The sequence below is a fragment of the Sphingomonas sp. genome (genome assembly GCF_013812825.1).
Taxonomy (GTDB): Bacteria; Pseudomonadota; Alphaproteobacteria; order Sphingomonadales; family Sphingomonadaceae; genus Sphingomicrobium.
Genome location: NZ_JACCSU010000028.1, coordinates 1 through 3,318, shown reverse-complemented (window position 1 = coordinate 3,318; position 3,318 = coordinate 1). Strand labels below are relative to the sequence as shown.

The 3,318-nt window shown below is 64.3% G+C and carries 2 protein-coding genes; both read left to right on the top strand.

Translation table 11 applies throughout. From position 1 onward, the window contains the following. Positions 1–286: translation initiation factor IF-3 (infC, locus tag H0T81_RS03960; RefSeq protein WP_294010074.1), on the top strand; the 286-nt coding region annotated here is incomplete at its 5' end. A 155-nt stretch (positions 287–441) separates the two neighbouring features. After that, the coding region (locus tag H0T81_RS03955; protein ID WP_294010072.1) for a TonB-dependent receptor at positions 442–3,318 on the top strand (2,877 nt) is incomplete at its 3' end.

The following is a 3,318-nucleotide window of genomic DNA, read 5'->3' as shown; positions in this document are numbered from 1 at the left end:
CGAGCAGCGCAAGAAGCAGAAGACGCAGGAGATCAAGGAGATCAAGATGCGTCCCAACATCGACGACCACGACTATGACACGAAGATGAAGAAGGTCTTCGAGTTCCTCGAGGAGGGCGACAAGGTCAAGGTGACGATGCGCTTCCGCGGCCGGGAGATGGCCCACGGCGAGCTCGGCATGGCGGTGCTTCGGCGAGTCCAGGACCAGACCGCGGTATTGGCCAAAGTCGAGGCTCATCCGCGCATGGAAGGCCGCCAGATGTTGATGGTGCTGGCGCCGAAGTAGGTCGCTCGCCGAAACTGACGCTACGGAATCCTCAAAACGGCTGTTGCATTTGTGCTGCTACGGCAGGGCTTTGTGGACACCCGCGGCGCGTTCGCTTTACCTTGGTGGCGACGCTGGCTTAGCGTTCGCGGGGCATACTCTGGGGAGAGTCCAAAATGGTGCGCAAATCCGTGTGGCTGCTGTCTGCAGGCATGTTCGCTCTTTCGGTTCCAGCCCACGCTCAAGTAGCGGCGCCACCATCCGATGAAACTCCGGACCCTAGCCAGACCTCGGCAACCGAGCAGGCGGCGGTCGAACCGGAAGCACAGGCCGCGGCCGACGCCGACCCCGATGAAATCATCATCACCGCGCAGGGCCGCACGCAGGTCCTTCAGGATGTTCCGATCGCCGTGACCTCGGTGACCGGACAAGCGATGGAGAATTCCGGAGCGACGGACATCCGGCAGCTCAACCAGCTTGCGCCGTCGCTGCTCGTGTCGTCGACCGGAACCGAAGCCAACGGCTCGGCGCGCATCCGCGGCGTCGGCACCGTCGGTGACAACCCGGGCCTGGAAAGCTCGGTCGCGGTGTTCATCGACGGCGTCTACCGGTCGCGCTCCGGCATCGGCCTCACCGAGCTTGGCGAGATCGACCGGGTCGAGGTTTTGCGGGGGCCGCAAGGCACCTTGTTCGGCCGCAACGCATCGGCCGGCCTGATCAACATCCTGTCGCGGCGGCCGTCGCATGAGATGGAGGCCGCCGGCGAGCTGACGATCGGCAATTACGATCTGCGCCGCCTGGCTGGCGGCCTGACCGGCGGGCTTTCGGAAACCATCGCCGCGCGCATCGACGCGGTCTACGTGAAGCGCGACGGATTCTACGACGACCCGGCCAACGACACGACGGTCAACAACCGCAATCGCTTTTTCACCCGCGGCCAGCTGCTGTTCGAACCGAACCAGGATCTGACGATTCGCCTGATCGCCGACTACACCACGCGCAAGGAGCGTTGCTGCGGCGCGGTCTATGTCGACAATTCGGTGAACTCCGACATCGGCAACCTCAACGAGCCCGCCGTCCCGCTGCTCCAGCCGGGCGCGGTTCCGCCGCGGACCAACGACGCGGGCAACAATATCGTCAATGTCCTGCGCGACCTCGGCCAGGATCTCGATGCGCTGCACTCGGGCTATGGGCGCGTCTTGTCCGTCACTCCGGGCCGCGGCTACGGCGGCGAGACCAAGGATTGGGGCCTTTCGGGACAAGCCGACTACGAGTTCGATTTCGGGACTCTGACATCGATCACCGGCTACCGCTCGTACGACGCTACCCAGGGCGGCGACCTCGACTACAGCACCGTCGACATCCTCTACCGCACGGACGATGCCGGGCGCCGGTTCAAGACCTTCAGCCAGGAGCTGAGGCTTCAGGGCAACGCCTTCGCCAACCGGCTGGACTGGCTGGTCGGCGGCTATTTCGCGAACGAGAAATTGAGGCTCACCGACGATCTCAAGTTCGGCAGCCAGTACGGCCGGTTCGCCACTTGCCGAATCGTCTCGCCGGGCGGGCTGTCCCCCTTCTATTCCCCGGCCTCGCCGACCTGCATGAGCATCGGGGGATTGACGGTTGCACAGCGTTCGGCGGCCTTTCCAATCTTCGGCCCTGCATCGCCCCTCGTCTATACCGCCCTCAGCAATCTCGAGAACCTCGACGATCTCGGCTCGACCCGGGACACCTACCGGCAGAAGAGCCGCAACTGGGCGCTGTTCACCCACAATATCATTCACATCACGCCGCAATTCGATGCGACCGTCGGGCTTCGCTACACCAACGAGCGCAAGAACTTCGACGCGACGTTCGGAAACAACAACACCGTCTGCCCCGCCAACCAGGCGCTGCTCGCCAATTTCGTCAATCCGGCGAGCCCCGCGTTCCAGAGGGGCGGGTTGTTCACCATCTCCCAGGCCATTCTCGGACTGTCTTGCCAGGGCAATTCCACGGCTGAGCTCAACGGCGTGTCGATCGAGGACGACCGCAAGGAGGACGAGTTCACCGGCACCGGCGTGCTTTCCTACAAGCCCAACGACGACCTGCTGGTCTACGGCAGCTATTCGCGAGGCTATAAGGCGGGCGGATTCAACCTCGACCGTTCGGCTCTCAAGGCCCCGGCGCTGCCGTTCTCGCTGGTCCCGGGCGGCGCCCAGGCGCTGGTTGGCCGGCTGCAGTTCGACCCCGAGATCGTCGACGCGTTCGAGCTCGGCGCCAAATACTCGCGCCGCGGGTTCATCTTCAACGTCGCCTTGTTCCGCCAGCTGTTCAAGAACTTCCAGCTGAACACGTTCGACGGCACCGTGTTCGTCGTCCAGAACGTCAACGGCTGCAAGTCGGACCTGGGCGGCGCGGATCGCGACCAGAGCTCCAATCCCGGCTCGCCCAATTTCATTCCGCCGGTCGTCGCCCCGGGGGCCGCATTCAACCTCAATCCGGCCGCCGACACCGGCCGGTGCGACGAGGACGACGTGGGTTGGGGCGTGCGCTCGCAGGGCATCGAGCTGGAGGCGATGGTGCTGCCGATGCGCGACCTGAGGCTCAACCTCGGCCTGACCTACGCGCAGACCAAGTATCGCAAGAATCTGGTCGGGGACGACGAGGGCACGCCGTTGAACCCGGCGCTGCGGAAGCTTCCGGGCGACAATATCTCGAACGCCCCGAAGGTCGTCGCGACCGGCGCGCTCGCCTTTACTCCGCCGATCGGTGGTTCCGGAATGACCGGCCTGTTTTACGTCGATGCTCGAATGAGCGGCGGCTACAACACCGGTTCCGACCTGTTCCCGCAAAAGGAGCAGGACCGCTTCACGGTGGTGAACGGCCGGATCGGTGTTCGGGGGCCGGACGACAGTTGGTCGCTCGAGCTGTGGGGGCAAAACCTGTTCGACAAGGATTATTCGCAGGTCGCTTTCAACACACCGTTCCAGGCGGGCGGCTCGCCCACCCCCCCGTTTGCACAGGGCGTCACCTTCGCGCCTTTCATCGACCCGCAGTTCCAGGGCAGCCGC